This is a genomic window from Exiguobacterium sp. UBA6309, from assembly GCF_002439205.1.
Taxonomy (GTDB): domain Bacteria; phylum Bacillota; class Bacilli; order Exiguobacteriales; family Exiguobacteriaceae; genus Exiguobacterium_A.
Map to the genome: position 1 here is coordinate 122,805 of NZ_DJTL01000017.1, position 15,626 is coordinate 138,430.

Annotated in this window: 15 protein-coding genes; 14 read left to right on the forward strand and 1 reads right to left on the reverse strand. The window is 49.5% G+C overall.

What is annotated here, in order from left to right; translation table 11 throughout:
• Positions 1–49: 49 nt before the first annotated feature.
• The 11 genes from B3M90_RS04925 (at position 50) to rnc (ending at position 10,238) form a co-directional block, all read left to right on the forward strand.
• Entirely contained in the window at positions 50–412 is a 363-nt protein-coding gene (locus B3M90_RS04925; RefSeq protein WP_023468757.1) for an Asp23/Gls24 family envelope stress response protein, read from the forward strand.
• A gap of 25 nt (positions 413–437) precedes the next feature.
• A complete protein-coding gene (locus B3M90_RS04930; protein ID WP_414655225.1) occupies positions 438–2,111 on the forward strand; it encodes a DAK2 domain-containing protein in 1,674 nt (557 codons plus the stop codon).
• A gap of 100 nt (positions 2,112–2,211) precedes the next feature.
• Positions 2,212–2,874 carry an L-serine ammonia-lyase, iron-sulfur-dependent subunit beta gene (sdaAB, locus tag B3M90_RS04935; protein ID WP_023468755.1) on the forward strand — a complete coding sequence of 221 codons (663 nt, stop codon included), beginning with the start codon at positions 2,212–2,214 and terminating at the stop codon, positions 2,872–2,874.
• 4 nt (positions 2,875–2,878) lie between these two features.
• On the forward strand, positions 2,879–3,775 hold the full coding sequence (sdaAA, locus tag B3M90_RS04940; RefSeq protein WP_023468754.1) for an L-serine ammonia-lyase, iron-sulfur-dependent, subunit alpha: 897 nt from the start codon (positions 2,879–2,881) through the stop codon (positions 3,773–3,775).
• Positions 3,759–5,789 (forward strand): ATP-dependent DNA helicase RecG, encoded by a 2,031-nt coding sequence (recG, locus tag B3M90_RS04945; RefSeq protein ID WP_214854556.1) that lies wholly within the window; start codon positions 3,759–3,761, stop codon positions 5,787–5,789. Before sdaAA ends, recG begins: the two co-directional genes overlap by 17 nt.
• A gap of 85 nt (positions 5,790–5,874) precedes the next feature.
• Entirely contained in the window at positions 5,875–6,444 is a 570-nt protein-coding gene (gene fapR / locus B3M90_RS04950) for a transcription factor FapR (RefSeq protein ID WP_214854554.1), read from the forward strand.
• Complete coding sequence (gene plsX / locus B3M90_RS04955; RefSeq protein WP_035406922.1) at positions 6,441–7,436, forward strand: phosphate acyltransferase PlsX; 996 nt, start codon at positions 6,441–6,443, stop codon at positions 7,434–7,436. Before fapR ends, plsX begins: the two co-directional genes overlap by 4 nt.
• Positions 7,437–7,452: 16 nt before the next feature.
• A complete protein-coding gene (gene fabD, locus B3M90_RS04960) occupies positions 7,453–8,373 on the forward strand; it encodes an ACP S-malonyltransferase (protein WP_290759292.1) in 921 nt (306 codons plus the stop codon).
• Positions 8,370–9,101, forward strand: a complete 732-nt coding sequence (fabG, locus tag B3M90_RS04965; protein WP_290759289.1) for a 3-oxoacyl-[acyl-carrier-protein] reductase — start codon at positions 8,370–8,372, stop codon at positions 9,099–9,101. Before fabD ends, fabG begins: the two co-directional genes overlap by 4 nt.
• 70 nt (positions 9,102–9,171) lie before the next feature.
• A complete protein-coding gene (gene acpP / locus B3M90_RS04970; RefSeq protein ID WP_029342095.1) occupies positions 9,172–9,411 on the forward strand; it encodes an acyl carrier protein in 240 nt (79 codons plus the stop codon).
• Positions 9,412–9,467: 56 nt separating this feature from the next.
• Positions 9,468–10,238, forward strand: a complete 771-nt coding sequence (gene rnc, locus B3M90_RS04975; RefSeq protein WP_023468747.1) for a ribonuclease III — start codon at positions 9,468–9,470, stop codon at positions 10,236–10,238.
• A 70-nt stretch (positions 10,239–10,308) separates the two neighbouring features.
• Here rnc and B3M90_RS04980 read toward each other — a convergent pair whose 3' ends face one another.
• Positions 10,309–10,509, reverse strand: coding sequence for a DUF1128 family protein (locus B3M90_RS04980; protein WP_023468746.1), 201 nt, complete (start codon positions 10,507–10,509; stop codon positions 10,309–10,311).
• Between the two features lie 126 nt (positions 10,510–10,635).
• On the opposite strand from B3M90_RS04980, the gene smc reads away from it, so the two are divergent.
• The 3 genes from smc (at position 10,636) to B3M90_RS04995 (ending at position 15,620) form a co-directional block, all read left to right on the forward strand.
• Positions 10,636–14,199, forward strand: coding sequence for a chromosome segregation protein SMC (smc, locus tag B3M90_RS04985; RefSeq protein ID WP_290782824.1), 3,564 nt, complete (start codon positions 10,636–10,638; stop codon positions 14,197–14,199).
• Positions 14,196–15,200: a signal recognition particle-docking protein FtsY gene (ftsY, locus tag B3M90_RS04990; RefSeq protein WP_035406938.1), complete on the forward strand. Its 1,005-nt coding sequence runs from the start codon at positions 14,196–14,198 to the stop codon at positions 15,198–15,200. Before smc ends, ftsY begins: the two co-directional genes overlap by 4 nt.
• 99 nt (positions 15,201–15,299) lie before the next feature.
• Complete coding sequence (locus B3M90_RS04995; RefSeq protein ID WP_023468743.1) at positions 15,300–15,620, forward strand: putative DNA-binding protein; 321 nt, start codon at positions 15,300–15,302, stop codon at positions 15,618–15,620.
• Positions 15,621–15,626 lie beyond the last annotated feature (6 nt).

Sequence of the window (15,626 nt, forward strand, 5' to 3'; positions counted from 1 at the left end):
TTATAGTAGAATTATGAGAAGAATACAATATTCAAAGGGGGCTACTCAGGTGGCGATCGAGATGAAAACGACCTATGGAAAGATTGATGTAGATAATGATGTCGTCGCGCAACTTGCGGGCGGCGCAGCAATGGAATGTTTTGGTGTCGTTGGTATGGCATCCCAGTCTCAAATCAAGGATGGTCTTGCTGAACTCTTAAAACGTGAGAACTTTGCACGCGGTGTCATCGTTCGACAGGCTTCAGAGCAAGTTCATATCGATATGCATATTATCGTAAGTTATGGGACGAAAATCTCAGAGGTGGCGAACAACGTACAGAGTCGCGTGAAATACACGCTCAGTCAGGCACTAGGTCTTGACGTGACATCTGTGAACATCTTTGTCCAAGGAGTCCGCTTGACGAATGTCTAAGGCGGAAATAGAGGAGGAAACTTTAGTGAGTGTAGATCGTTTAACAGGAGCGCAGTTAGTCAAGATGATTCAAAATGGCGCGGCGAATCTTTATCAAAACGCAGATTTCGTCGATTCATTGAACGTCTTCCCTGTGCCAGATGGTGATACGGGAACGAACATGAATTTGACGATGACTTCAGGAGCAAAAGAAGCAGGTAAATCCACTTCGGATTCTGTATCGGAAGTCGCGAACGTCTTCGCACGTGGATTATTAATGGGGGCGCGCGGAAACTCTGGCGTCATCTTAAGTCAATTGTTCCGTGGATTCTCGAAATCAATCGAAGGCAAAACAACGATTGATACGAAGGAATTCGCAGATGCATTACAAAAAGGTGTCGATACAGCATACAAAGCAGTCATGAAACCGGTCGAAGGGACAATCTTGACAGTTGCCCGTGAAACAGCTGTCGCTGCTATCGCACAATCTGAGACGACGACGGATTTCTTAGAGTTGATGCGTCAACTCGTCGAAGCTTCGAAAGTATCGCTTGACGGTACACCAGAACTTCTTCCTGTATTAAAAGAAGTCGGCGTCGTTGACTCTGGTGGTCAAGGTCTCGTCTGTATCTATGAAGGATTCCTCGCGACACTCGAAGGAAAAGAACTTGATAAGCCACATGCGCCAGTCATGGAAGCACTCGTCGAAGCAGAGCATCATAAATCGGCTCAAAGCTTCATGTCGACAGAAGAGATCCATTACGGTTACTGTACGGAAATCATGGTTCGCTTCCAAGATGACAAGTTAGCAAATGCACCGTTCAGTGAAGAAGCATTCCGGAACGAATTATCGGAATTCGGTGATTCGTTGCTCGTCGTCGCGGACGAAGAGCTCCTTAAAGTTCACGTCCACGTCGAAACGCCAGGAGAAGTCATCACAAAAGGACAACGTTTCGGTGAGCTCGTTGCTGTTAAGATTGAAAATATGCGTCAACAACACTCGACGATCCTCGAAGAAGAGGGCGCGAACCAAGTCACTCCAGTCGTTGCACCGAAGGCAAAAGCAAAAGCGGCCCTTGTCACAGTCGCAATGGGTGAAGGTATCAGTGAACTCTTTAAATCACTCGGTGTCAGTGTCGTCATCGAAGGCGGACAAACGATGAACCCGTCAACGGAAGACATCGTCAAGGCGATCGAGGATGCACACGCTGAACATGTCTATGTTTATCCGAACAACTCGAACATCATCATGGCCGCTGAACAAGCAGCATCTGTTGCGAATTGTGGCGTAACCGTCGTGAAATCAAAGACAGTTCCACAAGGTTTGGCGGCGACGATCGTCTATAATCCGGAAGCGACTGTTGAAGAGAACGAAGCACATATGGAGCATGCGATCGCAGCTGTGAAGTCGGGTCAAGTCACTTATGCCGTACGTGATACGAATATTGATGGTGTTGAAATCAAGAAAGACGATCACATGGCGATTGCTGAAAAACAAATCGTTGCTACGGACACTTCGAGTCTTGGTGCTGTCAAGAAACTGGTCGATACACTCGTCACGGAGGACGACGAAATCGTCACGGTTCTTTACGGTGAAGGCGTGGCTTCGGAAGAGGTCGACGAACTCGTCGCGTACATCGAATCGGTCAATCCGGATGCTGAAGTGGAAGTCCACGACGGCAAACAACCACTTTATTCGTACATTTTAAGCGTCGAATAAAACCATCATACTGAAAAAGGGCGACTAGCCTTTTCACGAATCCCACCATCTGCGATAATAGAGGTGGGATTTCGTTTGTTTCATAGAAAGGGGAAAAGAAATGAAATATCGTAGCGTCTTTGACATCATCGGACCAGTCATGGTTGGTCCATCGAGCTCGCATACAGCAGGGGCTGCACGGATTGGATTGATGGCGGGTAAATTATTCGGGGAAACGCCTACTGTCATCCACATCACGTTTTACGGTTCATTCGCGGATACGTATCGTGGACATGGAACGGATGTCGCCATCATCGGCGGTGTTCTCGGATACGATACGTTTGACGATCGGATTCCACAATCGATCGATATCGCGAAGTCGAAAGGGATTGAGATTCATTTCGAGACGAGTGAAGCGTTGACGGATCATCCGAATACGGCTCGTGTCCATTTGACGAATGGAGTAGAAGAGTTTGAATTGGTTGGTATTTCAATTGGTGGGGGAACGATTGAAATCACAGAATTAAATGGTGTACCGCTTCGTTTGTCCGGTGGGGGACCGGCACTCGTCGTCTTGCACCATGACCGCTTTGGTGCGATTGCAGCCGTGACGAGCATTTTGGCTGATTACGAAATCAATATCGGGCATATGGAAGTGTCACGGCATGAAAAAGGAAAACAAGCACTTATGGCAATTGAGATTGATGACCGGATTACGGCAGAAGTGTTGGAAGAAATCGATCGGTTACCTCAAGTCGAGCGTGCCGTCATGATGGGAGAGTGAAGACATGTTTAAATCCGTGAAAGAACTCGTCGCCATCGCGACGGAACGCAATATTCCGATTTCGGAAGTCATGATCGAACAAGAGATGACGGTTCGTCATTTGGAGCGAGATGAAGTCTATGCGATGATGGAACGAAACCTACAAGTGATGGAAGAGGCGGTCGCTCGTTCACTTGATGGTGATGGTGTCCAATCGGTGACAGGACTGACCGGTGGGGATGCTGTCTTGCTTCAACGGTACCGTGCTTCGGGTAAAGGATTATCCGGTGATTTATTACTGGACGCCGTTAGTAAGGCAATCGGAACGAATGAAGTCAATGCTGCGATGGGAAAAATTTGTGCGACACCAACGGCTGGGAGTGCGGGTGTCGTGCCTGGTACACTATTTGCGGTCAAAGATCGATTAAACCCGACGCGTGAGCAGATGTTACGCTTCTTGTTTACATCTGGTGCATTCGGCTTTGTCGTCGCGAACAATGCGTCGATTTCCGGAGCGGCAGGTGGATGTCAAGCAGAAGTCGGTTCAGCGACAGCGATGGCAGCTGCTGCCATCGTTGAGATGGCAGGTGGGACACCGGATCAGTCAGCGCATGCTTTTGCGATCGCGCTGAAGAACATGCTTGGACTCGTCTGTGATCCTGTTGCAGGACTCGTCGAAGTGCCATGCGTGAAACGCAATGCGATGGGCGGGGCGAATGCTGTTGTCGCTGCCGACATGGCACTCGCTGGAATCACGTCACGGATTCCGTGTGATGAAGTCATCTCAGCCATGCATGAGATTGGTCAGATGATGCCGTCTGCGCTTCGCGAGACAGCAAAAGGTGGACTCGCGAATACACCGACAGGACGCTGGCTCGAAGCAAAAATCTTCGGAGAGTTATCGAATGAATCCATCACGTGACGTCAAGACATTAAAAGGTGTCGGACGGGATTTAGCGAAAAAACTAGAAGAGATGAATATTCTCACCGTTGCGGACGTGCTCGAGCACGTCCCGTTTCGTTATGACGACTTCGTGACGGGAAGTCTAACGGAAGCAATCCATGAGGATAAAGTCAAGTTCACGGGTCAAGTCCAGTCTGAACCACTTGTGCGCTATTACGGCAAAGGAAAGAATCGTTTGACGTTCCGTCTGCTCGTTGAAGAACGGTATAGTGTGACCGTAACGATGTTCAACCGGGCATTCTACAAAGACCAATTGCAACTCGGGGCAGAAGTGACGGTCAGTGGCAAGTGGGATTTACACCGGATGACGATCTCTGCGACGGAATTGCAATTCGGGGCAATCGAAGGCGAATTGACACCCGTTTACTCGCTCCGAGGTGACATGCGGATGAAGACGTTTCGACGCGTCGTCGACTTGGCGTTCAAGGAGACTGAGACATTAGCTGAACGAATCCCGGATAGCATCCGGAAGACGTATCGGTTGCAAGACCGGATGACGATGTTGAAGTCGCTTCATTTCCCAACGAATCGACAAGAGTTAACGGCTGCTCGTCGCAGTTATGTCTACGAGGAGTGCCTCTATTTCCAGCTGAAATTACAGGCGTTACGTCTTGGACGACGGAAAGGTCGAGGGATTGCTCTTCCCCTTCATGAAACGGATATTGCCAATTTCATCAAGAGCCTGCCGTTTCCGCTGACAGGTGCACAGCAACGTGTGACAAAAGAGATTCTAGACGACATCGGTCGCGGCGAACGAATGAATCGGTTGCTGCAAGGGGATGTCGGAAGCGGGAAGACCGTCATCGCTGCCATCGCCTTGTTCGCGACGGTTCGTGCCGGAAAACAAGGCGCCTTGATGGTGCCGACCGAAATTTTAGCGGAACAGCATGCAGCGTCGCTCGCCCCATTGCTTGAACCACTTGGGATCCGAGTCGGTCTACTGACGAGTTCCGTTAAAGGGAAAGCGCGTGCACACTTGCTCGAAGCCCTCGCAACAGGAGAGATCGACGTCTTGGTTGGAACACATGCGCTGATTCAAGACACTGTCCAGTTCAAGGCATTGCACCTCGTCATCACCGATGAACAACATCGCTTCGGTGTCGAACAACGGAAGCGTTTGCGCGCGAAAGCTGAACAGGCAGATGTATTATATATGACAGCGACACCGATTCCGCGTACGCTTGCGATATCGGTCTTTGGAGATATGGATGTTTCGATCATCGATGAGATGCCGGCGGGACGAAAGGAAATCGAGACCTACTGGGCGAAACCGCAACAGATGGAACGTGTTTTCGGGTTCGTCGAGAAAGAATTGTCGCAAGGTCGACAAGCCTACGTCATCACGCCATTGATCGAGGAATCCGAATCACTCGAAGTTCAAAATGCGATCGAATTACATGCGACATTGACCGAGCGGTTCAAGCCCTATCATGTCGGTTTGATGCATGGGCGCTTGACTTCTTCAGAAAAAGACGAGGTCATGCAGGCTTTTAAGGAGAATACTGTTCAAATCCTTGTTTCAACGACGGTCGTCGAGGTCGGCGTGAACGTTCCGAACGCGTCGATCATTGTCATTCATGATGCAGAACGCTTTGGTCTTGCGCAGTTACACCAATTAAGAGGGCGCGTCGGTCGAGGCGATGCCCAGTCTTACTGTATTCTAATCGCCGATCCCTCTTCCGATACGGGAAAAGAACGGATCAAGACAATGACGGAGACGAACGATGGCTTCAAGCTAGCGGAAAAGGATTTAAAACTGCGCGGAGCCGGAAATTTCTTCGGTACCGAACAAAGTGGATTACCGAGATTCGTCTTGACCGATCCGGCACTTGATATTCAAGTCATGGAAACGGCGCGGCAAGATGCAGTCCGATTACTGCGATCGGACGCCTTTTGGCAAGCGCCGGAATACGATGTCTTACGTGAATATATCGAACGGCAAGGGCTTCTTGAAGGAGAAAGAATCGAATAATACTTGAAAGTGAACAACAAGGGATATATACTACTGTTAGTACCAGGTAATAATAGTAGTCATCCTTCTTGTGGGAGGAACGTACATGCGGGTACCTAAAAAAGAGAGACAACAAGAATTATTACAGACGATCGAGCAAAATCCGTTCATCACGGATGAAGCGCTGGCGACACGATTCCATGTCAGTATCCAGACGATTCGTCTGGACCGGATGGAATTAAAGATTCCGGAATTACGGGAGCGAATTAAACATGTCGCGACTGAACGGCTGGATGATGTGCGTACGTTGACTGAAAATGAAGTCATTGGTGATATGATTGACCTGAAACTCGATACATCTGCCATCTCGATCCTTGAGGTTTTGCCGGAACATGCGTTTAGTCGAAATGCAATCGCCCGCGGACATATCTTGTTCGCACAGGCAAACTCGCTTGCGATTGCGCTCATCGATGATGAACTCGCGTTAACGACCCGTGCGAACGTTCAGTTCACACGCTCCGTCCACGTCGGAGAACGCGTCGTTGCGAAGGCATTCGTCAGTTCCCATCGCCAAGATGGACGTTCTGACATCACGGTAGAGAGTTATGTCGGTGAAGAATGTGTCTTTATCGGCGAATTCACAGTGTATCGAAGTAGTAAGGAGGAATCGAAATGATTTTAGCAGTTGACGCCATGGGGGGCGACCATGCACCCCGTGCCATCGTAGAAGGGGTCGTTGCCTATCTGGCAGAACGTCCAAACGACAACATCGATATCCGACTAGTCGGAGATGAGTTGAAGTTACGCTCATACACAATCGAGGATCCGCGCGTGACGATCGTCCACGCAGCATCCGTCATCACCGGAGAAGATGAACCGGTACGTGCCATTCGCCGCAAGAAAGATAGCTCACTCGTTGTGGCTGCAAACCTGGTGAAATCAGGAGAAGCAGATGCCTTGATTTCAGCAGGCAACACGGGAGCGCTCATGACTGCCGGATTGTTCGTCATCGGTCGGATCGAAGGAGTTGACCGTCCTGCACTGGCCCCGACTTTCCCGACACGTAATGGGAAGGGTGTCGTCATCTTAGATGTCGGCGCCAACCCGGATGCGAAGGCAGAGCATTTGCTCGATTATGCCATCATGGGGTCTGTCTACGCAGAACAAGTTCGCGGTATCACACGTCCTAAAGTCGGGCTCCTGAATATCGGATCAGAAGCCGGTAAAGGGAATGCATTGACGAAGGAAACGTATCCGCTACTTGAGACAGCACCGATTCATTTCGTTGGGAACGTCGAGGCGAGAGAAGCGATGAGCGGTGACGTCGATGTCATCGTCACGGAAGGTTTTGCTGGCAATACGTTACTTAAGAGTACTGAAGGGGCAGCCAGTATGATCATGGGTGTCATGAAAGAACAATTCATGAGCTCGTGGACATCAAAGCTCGCCGCTCTCGTACTGAAACCGAAGTTGAAAAAAATGAAGCAGTTGCTCGCCTATGAAGAATATGGCGGTGCCGGACTATTCGGTATTGCGGCTCCGGTCATCAAGGCGCATGGATCAAGTAATGCCTATGCATTCAGCAGAGCGCTCGTTCAAGCGGAAAAGATGGTCGAACAAGAAGTCGTTGCCAAAATCGTTCAGGCGAAAGCAACTGAAGCACGTTAAGAAGGAGTGAGACGAGATGGGGAAAACAGTTTGGATGTTTCCGGGACAAGGGTCACAGACGCCTGGAATGGGACAGACGCTCATCACGCAAGACGAGACACGCCAAGCACTCGCTGACCTCGGAACGCGAATTGGTCTGGATCTGACGACGCTGATGACGACAGGGACGAAGGATGAATTGAAAGCGACGGATATCGCTCAACCAGCCATCGTCGCACACAGTGCATTACTCGCACAGCAGTACGCAGCACAAGGACATACACCTGATTTCGTACTCGGACACAGTGTTGGAGAATATAGCGCGCTCGTCGCAGCTTCTGTCATCACACCGTCTGAAGCCGTCTATCTCGTCCGCGAACGCGGAAAACTCATGAATCAAGTCACGGGTGGAACGATGGCAGCAGTCATTGGCATGAATGATGTCGAGGCAGCCCATCACGCGGTTGAATCAATTGCGGCAACGGGAGAAATCGTTCAAATCGCCAACTACAACTGTCCTGGGCAATTCGTCATCTCTGGACAAATCGCGGCGGTCGAATCCGCTACAGCGAAGTTAAAAGAGCTCGGAGCAAAACGAGTCTTACCACTTGATGTCTCGGGTGCGTTCCATTCGTCGCTCATGACACCTTTCGCACCACGATTCGAAGATATTCTCGTCTCGTCACCGTTTAAAGCCGCGAAGACGAAATTCATCTCGAACGTCGACAGTGCATTTCACGATCAACCAGACGAATTGATTCGTTTGCTCGTTCAGCAACTCTATTCGCCGGTCCGGTTCGAATCATGCGTCGAGCGTCTCATCGAAGAGGGTGCGGATACGTTCATCGAGTTCGGTCCGTCATCTCCACTTAGCGGTCTCGTGAAACGAATCAAAAAAGATGCGAAAATCATCAGCATCACGACACTTGAGCAATTGGAAGCGGAGGGAATTCGTTGAGTAAAGTAGCACTCGTCACTGGCGCGTCACGCGGTATCGGAGCGGCCATCGCAAAGCGATTGGCAAAAGATGGTTTCCGTGTCGTCGTCAACTATGCAGGAAGCACGGACAAGGCGGAAGCTGTCGTCCGTGAAATCAAGGAGGCAGGCGGTGAAGCACTCGCGATTCAAGCGAATGTCGCTGAAGCGGATGCTGTCAAACAGATGATCAAACAAACGATTGATGCGTTCGGTCAACTGGATTGTGTCGTCAATAATGCCGGCATCACGCGCGATGGTTTACTGATGCGTATGAAGGAAGCAGACTTTGATGCCGTCGTCGATACGAACCTGAAAGGGGCATTCCTCGTCACACAAGCCGCGACACGTCCGTTGTTAAAGACAAGCGGTCGTATCATCAATATCGCATCAGTCGTCGGTATTTCTGGAAATCCAGGGCAAGCGAACTATGTCGCAGCGAAAGCGGGTCTGATCGGGCTGACGAAATCCGTCGCACGTGAACTCGCTAGTAAAGGCGTCACAGTCAATGCCATCTGTCCAGGCTTCATCGAGACGGACATGACGGATGAATTGACAGAAGAACAGCGGAACCTGTCACTCGGGCAAATTCCGTTGAAACGCTTCGGTCAAACCGACGATATCGCTTCACTCGTCAGTTTCATCGCTTCAGATGAAGCACGATACATCACAGGTCAAACTCTAGCCGTCGATGGCGGCATGACGATGTAACAGAACTAACGGAAGTACTTTGCCAAATCGGTAATCATCTTATATACTCAACTCATGGAGGGATTTTAAAATGACAAAAGAACAAATCTTAGTAGACGTACAAGAAGCAATCGCAGAAAAATTAGGAAAAGAACAAAGTGAAATCACACTTGATAAATCGTTCAAAGATGACCTCGGTGCTGACTCTCTCGAAGTCATGGAACTCGTCATGGACTTAGAAGACAAGTTCGAAATCACGATCGAAGATGAGCAAGCAGAAAACTTGAAGACTGTCGGCGATGTCGTCAACTACATCGAAACACAAGTCTGATCATTGAAGCTGACCCACCGCAATTTGCGGTGGGCTTTAGCTGTTTAGGAGGAACTATGACGAATCAAAAAGGACGTCGTGTCCGAAAAGGACCCTATGTAAAACGACGCAAGGATGCTCGGACGCTCGCTCAAATCGAGCAGAAATTCGAAGCGTTACAAGAGCGCCTGAATATCACGTTTTCTAATGTCGAGCTATTAAAACAAGCCTTCACGCACTCTTCGTTCGTCAATGAACAACGCGAGTCTGAAGGGGATAACGAACGCCTAGAATTTTTAGGGGACGCGGTCTTAGAGTTGACGGTGTCACGCTATCTATTCGAACACTACCCGGAACGTTCCGAGGGGGAATTAACGAAATTGCGAGCGGCAATCGTCTGTGAACCGTCACTCGTCCAATTTGCGAATCACTATCAGTTTTCCGATATGATTCTGTTAGGTAAGGGGGAAGAACTGACCGGTGGTCGGAATCGTCCAGCCTTACTTGCGGATGTCTTCGAATCCTTCATTGGCGCCTTGTATCTTGACCAAGGCATCGAAGCAGCCGAACGATTCCTCGCCGAAGCGGTTTTTCCGAAAGTGGCGACAGGATTTTTTGAAGAACAGACAGATTTCAAGAGTCAATTACAGGAAGCGATTCAACGTGTCGGCTTAGGTGTCATCGAGTATGAAATCATCGAGGAGCGCGGTCCGGCGCATAGTCGGGAATTCATCTCGCGTGTCCAAGTCGCGGATGAGCTGGAAGGGATCGGGACAGGCCGATCGAAAAAAGAGGCAGAACAACAGGCGGCAAAACAAGCCTTACTTGAATTAAAGAAACAGTTTTAAGCAACAAAAGGCCGACCATCTCTCAAACGCGTGAGAGATGATCGGCCTTTATCGTCTGAGGCTCGCTTGATTAGACGGTCTTGAGGGATTTCAGTTCGTCGACGATCGCGTCGACCTCTGCGAGTGATAACGAGTCTCGCATCATGACGAACTCATAAATCTCTTTTAAGTCCTCATTTTTTGAGCCATCGAACTGTTCTGCTTTAATGACCCCTTTGTTGATGATATTCAATTTATCTAAGATCGCTTCAATCATTTGTTCAATCGTCATCGTGTTATTCGCTCCTCTTCTTCTCGTTTCGCATGATACTACCTTAAAACCTATCATGTTGCTAGCGTTTCGGCTATGGTAAACTGAAAGAAATTCAAAAGAAATTTAAACATACGGGTGATCAAGATGTACTTAAAACGAATTGAAATTAATGGCTTCAAATCATTTGCCAGTCGAACTGAACTAGAATTCCTTCCGGGTGTCACGGCAGTCGTCGGACCGAACGGAAGTGGAAAATCAAATATATCGGATGCTGTCCGTTGGGTACTCGGAGAACAATCTGCGAAGTCACTACGTGGGGCGAAGATGGAAGATGTTATTTTTGCCGGCAGTCTGTCTGAACACCGGAAACAATTTGCCGAAGTGACGCTCGTCTTAGACAACGAGTCGGGAACGGTCGCGTTACCGTATCAGGAGATCAGTGTCACGCGGCGTGTCAGCCGCAATGGCGATAGCGATTATTTTTTAAATAAAAAACCATGTCGCCTGAAGGATGTCCTTGATCTGTTCATGGACACAGGCTTGTCGCGTGACGCCTTTGCGATCATCGGACAAGGGCGAGTTGAACAAGTCATTTCCGGAAAACCGGAAGAACGTCGTGCTGTCATCGAAGAAGCAGCAGGCGTCTTGAAGTATCGTCATCGCAAAAAGCAAGCCGAACGGAAATTAAATGATACGGAAGCGAATCTATCACGTGTCGATGATATTTTATATGAACTTGGTGGACGAATCGAGCCGTTACGTGAACAAGCGGCGCTCGCGAAAGAGTATCTCGTCGCTCGAGAACGGCATGATGTACTGGAACGTGGCATCTTGGCGCATGAAATCACGACGTATCAGACGGAGCTCGAAACACTGGCGCGTGATATCGCACAATGTGAAGAACGTCTTGCATCTCAAAAGACGACTCACGAAGAGACCGTCGTGTCCCGGGAGAAACAAGAAGCGACGCTTGAAGAAGAACGACAACAAGAAAACGCGTTGCAGGAGCAACTTCGACATGTCTCGACGCGACTTGTTGAGATCCAAGGTGCCCTTAACCTAGCAAAAGAACGTGAAAAACACGGTACCGAGACGAAAGAGCGACTCGAACAAGAGGTCGCGATCGTCGAAGAACGCGTCAAGGGACTGGAACTCGAACTAACCGCTTTACAGGAGCGTCAAGCAGAAGTCGATCAGGAAGCAAAACGGATTACGGCTGAGCGAGAACGAGCTGATCAAGCGCTGACACAAACCGATCGTGATTTTGATAAGGAAGCCGAAGCATTACGTTCGGAAGCCTTTGAAGTGGCGAGCCGATTAGCTGCGACGAATAATGCTTATAATCGGGCGAAGCAAGATCTCATGCAGGCAGAAGAACAACAACGTTCTTTTACGGCGGACAGCGGTACGAAACAATCGACCCGTCGTCAACTCGAGGAAGACGTCGCTCGACTAGAAGCGGACGTTGCTTCGATCCGGACAGAATTAGATCAAGCGATTGAGGAAGAGGCAACGGCACTCGCGGCGCGAGACGAACAACAACATGCGTTACGCCAAGTCGAACAGTCCGTTGCGGATTTAGAGCGACGTCGTCATAAGACGGAAGATCGGATTGAATTTCTTGAATCCGTCAAAGCCGACTATAGCGGTTATTTCGGTGCCGTTAAGACGATATTAAAACAACGAGATCAGTACCCAGGTATTCACGGAGCGGTCGCGGAGTTGATTTCGGTCCCTGCGCGATTTGAAGCGGCAATCGAGACGGCGCTTGGTGGGGCAATGCAAAATATCGTTGTTGATACCGATGCGACAGGACGTCGTCTAATCCAGGAACTGCGACGCTTAAATGCCGGTCGAGCGACGTTCATGCCGCTCGCCTCACTCCAAACACGTGAAGTCAACCGTTCGGTGCGAGAACAAGTCGGGGGGATGTCTGGATTCGTCGGGATCGCAAGTGATCTTGTGACGACAGACGAGACGCTGACGAAATTAAAGATGAACTTACTCGGTACGACACTCGTCGTCGAATCACTTGAACAAGCGAACCAAATTGCCCGTTCGACAGGACATCGCTATCGTCTCGTCACGCTCGAAGGAGATGTCGTCAACGTCGGTGGAACGATGACCGGCGGAAGTCGGAAAAAAGGCACACCATTGTTCAGTCAATCGCGCGAGCTCGACGAGTTAAAAGAGGGACTGACGCGAGGACAAGCGGTCATTCGGGAACAGATGCGCCGCTTGGAAGATCTAAGAGCGGCGATTCAGACGTTTGATGCTACTGCTCGGACGCGGACAGAAACGATTCAAGAATTACAAGGACAACTCGAGCAATCGCGGGATACGTTAGCAGATGCGAAGCGTCACCTCGCCGTCATGACGTCCGAATTATCGGTTGAAGATCGGCAGATGGCACGTGTGCTCGAACAAGAACAGGAAGCACGCCGTATCATCGAAATGTCAGAAGTCGAGATCGCGAAATGGACGGAACGTCAAACAGAGCTCAGACAAGCACTTGATCGTCTCAAGGATGCTCAAGCCCGTGGTGCCGTCACGATGGACGAACTGAAGAAGGAACAAGCAGAAGCAGTTCTTGAAGAGCGGACGATTCAAATGAAACAAGCGCAACTCACGCAAGAGATCGAGCGTCTGACGGAACAGGTCAGTCACGCGAAGCTTGAACGTGGTCATAAACGCCGTGACTTGCGTCATGTCCTTGAAGGATTCGATGAAGCGAAAATCGATGCCTTGCACGGCGAGCAGCGCGAACAGGAACAGGAACAACAACGGGTCGAGACCGAAATTGTCGCGATCGGGCAACGGATTCAAGTGCAGGCAGAATCCTTGCGCTTAATTCGAATTCGCGAAGCGAAGACGAAGGACGATCAACATACGACGAAACAGGCACTTGAACAACTACGACTCTCACAAGGGAAAACGAGTACACGCCTTGAGACAAGACAAGAAATGCTGGAAGAGATGGGATTACTGCTCGAGTTGATCGCTCCGCTCGATCAATCGTATGAAGAGGCGAAAGAGGAAATTCATCTGCTCAAGCGACAACTCGAAGAAATCGGCATCGTCAATATCGGTGCAATCGAAGAATTCGCGGAAGTCGATGAACGGTTTACGTTCCTATCGGCGCAACGAGACGATCTCGTCGCCGCTAAAACGGATCTCTATAGTGTCATTGAAGAGATGGACCGTGAAGTCATTCGATTGTTCCGACAAACGTATGATGCCGTCCGTGAGCATTTCCGAGAAACGTTCCGGGAGTTGTTCGGGGGTGGAGAAGCCGACCTTGTACTCGTCGATCCGACTGATCTACTGACGAGCGGAATCGATATCGTCGCGAAACCGCCAGGTAAAAAGCTACAAAATTTGTCGCTCTTGTCAGGTGGAGAGCGTGCCTTGACGGCGATCGCTCTCTTGTTCGCGATTCTAAAGACCCGTCCTGTCCCATTCTGTGTCCTCGATGAAGTCGAGGCGGCACTTGATGAAGCGAACGTTGCGCGATTCGGCGAATTCGTCCATCAGCTAGCGCGCGAGACACAGTTCGTCATCATCACTCATCGGAAAGGGACGATGGAGGCGGCAGACGTCTTGTACGGCGTCACGATGCAGCAAAACGGGATATCTGAAGTGTTATCCGTTAAACTAGAAGAGGCACGACGTACATTAAGTGAAGAACCAAAGGAGATTAAACAATGAGTTTCTTTAAAAAACTGAAAGACCGCTTGACGACTTCGACGCAAGAAGTCACGACGAAATTCACACAAGGACTGACGAAGACACGCGATGGACTAGCAAGTGCCGTCAATGATCTCGTCTATCGTTTCCGCGAAGTCGATGAGGATTTCTTCGAAGAATTAGAGGAAGTATTGATTCAAGCCGACGTCGGCGTGACGACGACAATGGATTTGGTCGAAGAGTTAAAGACAGAAGTTAAACGACGTAACGTCAAGGATCCAAAAGAAGTACGTGATGTCCTCGTTGAAGTCGTTGCGAAGATGTTAGTTGAAGAGGAAGAGACAGCACTTGATCTCGATCACGAGCTGAACGTCATTCTCTTCGTCGGTGTCAACGGGGTCGGGAAGACGACGACGATCGGGAAACTTGCGAATCGCTTGAAACAAGAAGGCAAGAGCGTCATGTTAGCAGCGGGTGATACGTTCCGTGCGGGTGCAATCGATCAACTGCAAGTCTGGGGCGAACGCTCCGGTGTACCGGTCATCCGTCAAGGAGAAGGATCGGATCCGGCCGCTGTTGTTTACGACGCTGTCCAAGCAGCTAAAGCACGTAAGGTCGATGTCCTGATTTGCGATACGGCAGGACGCCTTCAAAACAAGGTCAACCTGATGAACGAACTTGAAAAGGTCAAGCGTGTCATCGAACGTGAAATTCCAGGCGCTCCTCATGAAGTATTGCTGGCGCTTGACGCGACGACAGGACAAAACGCGATGGTGCAGGCGAAAGCCTTCAAACAAGCGACGAACGTCAGCGGGATCGTCTTGACGAAGCTTGATGGAACAGCAAAAGGTGGAATCGTCCTTGCGATCAAGAACGAATTGAACCTCCCGGTCAAGTTCGTTGGTCTTGGTGAAAAAATCGATGATTTACAACCGTTTGATGCAGAACAATTCGTTTATGGATTGTTCGGTGATGTCTTTGAAGAAAAAGAAAACGTTGACACGGAAGAAAGCGCAGAATAAGCGACGTTTCATGTAAAGAAAAAAACTTGACAACACACTGTGAGGGCTGTACTATACTATCTGTAAAGGAATTTCACTTAACATTGCGGAGGTGCTCGGATGACACTTGATAAAACGAACCGGATGAACTATCTGATTGACTTTTATCAGGAGCTTTTGACACCAAAACAACGGAATTACATGTCACTCTATTACTTAGATGACTTTTCCTTAGGTGAGATCGCCGATGAGTTTGAAGTCAGCCGACAAGCAGTCTACGACAACATAAAACGCACGGAAGCCATGCTCGAGCAGTATGAAGAACGACTATCCCTGTTCAAGAAACACGAACGGCGAAAGCAGTTACTCGATCAGCTGAAGCAATGCGACCTTCCGGGTGAAGCCCTAGTGATCATTGAGACATTGGAGCAATTAGAGTAGGAGGCA

Excerpts from the sequence above, each read along its gene's own strand:
- smc (WP_290782824.1), top strand. The coding sequence starts at position 10,636 with ATGTACTTAAAACGAATTGAAATTAATGGCTTCAAATCATTTGCCAGT.
- fabD (WP_290759292.1), top strand. The coding sequence starts at position 7,453 with ATGGGGAAAACAGTTTGGATGTTTCCGGGACAAGGGTCACAGACGCCT.
- sdaAA (WP_023468754.1), top strand. The coding sequence starts at position 2,879 with ATGTTTAAATCCGTGAAAGAACTCGTCGCCATCGCGACGGAACGCAAT.
- rnc (WP_023468747.1), top strand. The coding sequence starts at position 9,468 with ATGACGAATCAAAAAGGACGTCGTGTCCGAAAAGGACCCTATGTAAAA.
- B3M90_RS04995 (WP_023468743.1), top strand. The coding sequence starts at position 15,300 with ATGACACTTGATAAAACGAACCGGATGAACTATCTGATTGACTTTTAT.
- sdaAB (WP_023468755.1), top strand. The coding sequence starts at position 2,212 with ATGAAATATCGTAGCGTCTTTGACATCATCGGACCAGTCATGGTTGGT.
- recG (WP_214854556.1), top strand. The coding sequence starts at position 3,759 with ATGAATCCATCACGTGACGTCAAGACATTAAAAGGTGTCGGACGGGAT.
- ftsY (WP_035406938.1), top strand. The coding sequence starts at position 14,196 with ATGAGTTTCTTTAAAAAACTGAAAGACCGCTTGACGACTTCGACGCAA.
- plsX (WP_035406922.1), top strand. The coding sequence starts at position 6,441 with ATGATTTTAGCAGTTGACGCCATGGGGGGCGACCATGCACCCCGTGCC.
- fapR (WP_214854554.1), top strand. The coding sequence starts at position 5,875 with ATGCGGGTACCTAAAAAAGAGAGACAACAAGAATTATTACAGACGATC.
- acpP (WP_029342095.1), top strand. The coding sequence starts at position 9,172 with ATGACAAAAGAACAAATCTTAGTAGACGTACAAGAAGCAATCGCAGAA.
- B3M90_RS04980 (WP_023468746.1), bottom strand. The coding sequence starts at position 10,509 with ATGACGATTGAACAAATGATTGAAGCGATCTTAGATAAATTGAATATC.